The organism is Streptomyces phytophilus (assembly GCF_013870535.1).
GTDB classification, from domain to species: domain Bacteria; phylum Actinomycetota; class Actinomycetes; order Streptomycetales; family Streptomycetaceae; genus Streptomyces; species Streptomyces phytophilus.
The window spans coordinates 1-4,094 of the sequence record NZ_JACBXC010000518.1; the positions used below are offsets into that span (position 1 = coordinate 1).

The 4,094-nt window shown below is 73.5% G+C and carries 4 protein-coding genes and 1 rRNA gene; 1 reads left to right on the plus strand and 4 read right to left on the minus strand.

Annotated elements, in window-relative coordinates; translation table 11 throughout:
- Positions 1-714: HAD hydrolase-like protein (locus H5J30_RS20435; RefSeq protein WP_181788854.1), on the minus strand; the 714-nt coding region annotated here is incomplete at its 3' end.
- Positions 715-792: 78 nt separating this feature from the next.
- Between H5J30_RS20435 and H5J30_RS20440 the strand changes: the two genes are divergently transcribed.
- On the plus strand, positions 793-2,064 hold the full coding sequence (locus tag H5J30_RS20440) for a DUF1015 family protein (protein ID WP_181788851.1): 1,272 nt from the start codon (positions 793-795) through the stop codon (positions 2,062-2,064).
- Position 2,065: 1 nt separating this feature from the next.
- Here H5J30_RS20440 and H5J30_RS20445 read toward each other — a convergent pair whose 3' ends face one another.
- The 3 genes from H5J30_RS20445 to rrf form a co-directional block, all read right to left on the minus strand.
- The gene (locus tag H5J30_RS20445; protein WP_181788852.1) at positions 2,066-2,890 is read right to left on the minus strand and encodes a tetratricopeptide repeat protein; all 825 of its coding nucleotides are present in this window, start codon (positions 2,888-2,890) and stop codon (positions 2,066-2,068) included.
- Entirely contained in the window at positions 2,818-3,468 is a 651-nt protein-coding gene (locus H5J30_RS20450) for a hypothetical protein (protein ID WP_258563435.1), read from the minus strand. The genes H5J30_RS20445 and H5J30_RS20450 overlap by 73 nt, the downstream gene beginning before the upstream one ends.
- 419 nt (positions 3,469-3,887) lie before the next feature.
- Positions 3,888-4,004, minus strand: a 5S ribosomal RNA gene (gene rrf, locus H5J30_RS20455).
- Between the last annotated feature and the right edge of the window lie 90 nt (positions 4,005-4,094).

The following is a 4,094-nucleotide window of genomic DNA, read 5'->3' on the forward strand; positions in this document are numbered from 1 at the left end:
GCCGCCGTTGTACGCGCCCTCGATGTCGGTGTCGAGCCGGTCGCCGACGACCAGCGGCCGCCGCGCCCCCGTCCTGATGACCGTCTCCCGGTGCATCGGCGGCTGCGGCTTCCCCGCCACCCGCGGCTCGGCACCGGTGGCCAGCCGCACCACCTCCAGCGCCGCGCCGTTGCCCGGCGCGATGCCGCGCGGGGTCGGAATCGTCAGGTCGGCGTTCGACGCGAACCACGGCACCCCGCGCTGCACCGCGAACGCCGCCTCCATCAGCCGCCCCCACGGCATCGCAGGACCGCCGTGCCCCTGCACCACCGCCGCCGGCTCGTCGTCCGCCGACTCCACGGCCACGAGCCCGTGCTCCAGCAGCGGCCCGTACAGCCCCTCCCCGCCGACCACCAGCACCCGCGACCCCGGCGGCACCGCCTCGGCCACCAGCCGCGCCACCGCCTGCGCCGAGGTGATCACGTCCGCCGGCTCCGCGGGCACGCCCATCGCCGTCAACTGCCCGGCGACGGTGGCCGCGGGGCGGGAGGCGTTGTTCGTGACGTACGCCAGGCGCATGCCGCGCGCCCGGGCGCCGGCCAGCGCACCGGCGGCGTGCTCGACGGCCGCACCGCCGATGTAGACGACGCCGTCGAGGTCCAGCAGCGCCGTGTCGTACGCCGTGCACAGCGGCTCCGCACAGGCGTCGGTGCGGGTCCTGACGGGCTGGCTGATCACGGCGGCGACTCCTCGGACGGGCGATATCCAAGCCTCGATCATCGCGCATCGGCCGCGGCGCATACGATCCGGTCCATGCAGCGTTCACCCGGTCTCGACCTCCGCCCCTTCCGGGGGCTGCGCTACGCGCCGTCCCGGGTGCGCAGCCTCGCCGCCGTCACGTCCCCGCCGTACGACGTCGTCGTCAGACCCGACGGGCTGCACCACCTGGAGACCGCCGACCCGTACAACATCGTCCGCCTCATCCTCCCCCAGGCCGCGGACGCCGCCGGCCGCCACCGCCTCGCCGCCGACACCCTGCGCCAGTGGCGGGCGGAGGGCGTGCTCGTACCCGACCCGCGGCCCGCGCTCTACGTGTACGAGCAGCGCAGGGGCGAGCTGCTGCAACGCGGCGTCATCGGGCTGCTGGCGCTCAGCGAGCCGGCGGAGGGCGTGGTGCTGCCGCACGAGGACGTGATGGAGGAGATCGTCGCCGACCGCGCGGGCCTGATGCGCGAGACCGCCGCCAACCCCGAGCCGCTGCTGCTGTCCTACCGCAGCGGCGGCGCGGCCACCGGCACGGCGGGCGTCGTCGCCCGCACCACGGCGCTCACCCCGCTGCTGGCCACGACGACGGAGGACGGCTTCGCGCACCGGCTGTGGGCGGTGACGGACCCGGCGGAGATCGCGGCCGTACGCGCGGACCTGGCCCGGCGGCAGGCGCTCATCGCGGACGGACACCACCGCTGGGCGACGTACCTGCGGCTACGGGCCGAACACCCGGCGCCGCCGGGCGAGCCGGGACCGTGGGACTACGGGCTGGTCCTGCTCGTCGACACGGCCCGCCACCCGCTCGTCGTCCGCGGCATCCACCGCGTCCTGCGCACGCTCCCGCCCGCCGCCGCACTGCGCCACCTCGACGGCAAGGCCCGCGTCCGGCCGCTCGACGTCACGCTGCCCGCGGCACTGACGGCGCTGGAGGAGACACCGGGCAACGCCTTCCTCCTGGCGGGCGCGGACGGCCTGCACCTGGTCGACCGCCCGGACCCGGACCTGCTGGCCCGCACGGTGCGCACCGACCTCCCGGAGGCGTGGCGCACCCTGGACGCCACCGTGCTGCACGCCACGCTCATCGAGCACGTCTGGCAACTCCCCGACGACCCCGGGCACATCGGCTACGTCCACGAGGCCGCTGCCGCCGCCGCCCAGGCGGTGCGCCTGGGCGGGACGGCGGTGCTGATGAAGCCGGTGCCGGAGGACCTCGTACGGGAACTTGCGCGGGACGGCGTGACGATGCCGCGCAAGTCCACGTCGTTCGGCCCGAAGCCGGCCACGGGGCTGGTGCTGCGGGCGCTGGACCTGGGGTGAGTCAGGGGCGGGCGTCGTCGTCGCCCGCGGGGTCGTCGTCGGTGAAGTCGACGTCGCTCACCCCCGGGTCGTCGGCCTTCCCGCCGACAGCAGCCGACTCCTGTACGCCGGCCTCGCCCGCCTCGTCATCCGCCTCCGGATCGAGGGCGTCGGTGAACTCGACGCCGTCCAGCTCGGCCAGCCGGTCGGAGGCGTCCGTGAGCCCTTCGTGGTCGGCCTCGACGGCCTTTGCGAACCACTCGCGCGCGTCCTCCGCACGGCCGACCTCCAGCAGGGCGTCGGCGTAGGCGTACCGCAGCCGCGCGGTCCACGGGTGCACACCGGTCGACGCCAACTCCGGGCTCTGCAAGGTGACGACGGCGGCATCGGGCTGCCCCAGGTCGCGCCGCGCCCCGGCGGCGACGAGCCGCATCTCGACCTGCCCGGCCTTGTCCAGCCGCTGCACCTCGGGCTCACCGGCCATCGCCAGCGCCCGCTCCGGCCGCCCCATACCCCGCTCGCAGTCGGCCATCACCGGCCACAGGTCGGGACGCCCGCTCATCCGCCGCGCGGCCCGGAACTCGGCCAGCGCCTCCTGATAGCGCTCCGTGTGGTACGCGGCGAAGCCGGCGGCCTCCCGCACGGCCCCGACGCGGGACGCGAGCCGCAGCGCCACCTTCGCGTGCTCGTAGGCCCTGGGAGCGTCCTCGTCGAGCAGCCGGGCGACCATGACGAGGTTCTTGGCCACATCATCGGCAAGCGTCTTGGGCAGGCTCAGCAACTCCTGCCGCACGGCCTTGTCGATCTCCATCCCGGTGACGTCCTCGGGGATGGACAGCCGCCGCACAGGCGGCCGCTCCCCCTCGCGCCGAGGCGCCCGCCGGTCATCACGCCGCTCGAACCGCGCCCCACGCCCTGACCCGTCACGCCGGGGCGCACGGGAACGGTCATCGTCACGACGCGGGCCACGGGGACGGTCGTCATCACGGCGGAAATCGCGACGAGGCCGATCGTCATCGCGACGCGGGCCACGGGGACGGTCATCGTCACGACGGAAGTCACGCCGCGGCCGATCGTCACCACGCCCGAAGTCGCGCCGGGGCCGATCGTCGTCACGACGCGGGCCACGAGGACGGTCGTCATCACGCCGGAAATCACGGCGCGGACGCTCATCGTCACGACGCGGCCCACGGGGACGGTCGTCGTCACGGCGGAAATCGCGACGAGGCCGATCGTCACCACGCCCGAAGTCACGCCGCGGACGGTCATCGCCACGGCCGGAGTCACGCCGCGGACGGTCGTCATCACGACGCGGCCCACGGGGCCGGTCATCATCACGCCGAAAATCACGCCGCGGACGGTCATCGTCGCGCCGGGGACGGTCGTCACCACGGCCGAAATCACGCCGGGGCCGGTCGTCATCACGCCGGAAGCGGGGCGACCGGTCGTCTCCACGCCGATCGTCGTCGCGACGCGGCCCGCGCGGACGGTCGCCGTCACGGCGGAAGTCGCTCCGGGGGCGGTCGTCATCACGACGCGGCCCACGGGGCCGGTCATCATCACGACGGAAGTCACGCCGCGGACGGTCATCCTGCCCCCGCGGTCCACGCCCCTGCCGATCCCCGTCCGTACGACGCGGACCTCCGCGACGCTCTGCGTCCCGACGGTCGAAACCACGCCCGTCACCGTCACGACGCCGGCCGCGGCCGTCGCGGTCCTCGTCACGCCGGTCAGGCTCGTTGGTGGTCATCACTACGCTCCTCTAACTCCGGATATCCCGGAACGAAAACAAAAAGGACCTGTGGTCCCAGCGCTCACGCTGGGACCACAGGTCCTCAATAATTGTTCGGCGGTGACCTACTCTCCCACACGGTCCCCCATGCAGTACCATCGGCGCGGACGGGCTTAGCTTCCGGGTTCGGAATGAGACCGGGCGTTTCCCCAACGCTATGACCACCGAAACCCTCAAAGGGTCAGCGAACAAGCACACTCTTCAGTTAAGTGAACAAACTCAAGCCAACCCGACAACAATGGTTTGTTGTCTGGGAACA

Bases quoted from the DNA above. Each gene is read 5' to 3' on its own strand.
- H5J30_RS20440 (WP_181788851.1), top strand. From the start codon at position 793: ATGCAGCGTTCACCCGGTCTCGACCTCCGCCCCTTCCGGGGGCTGCGC.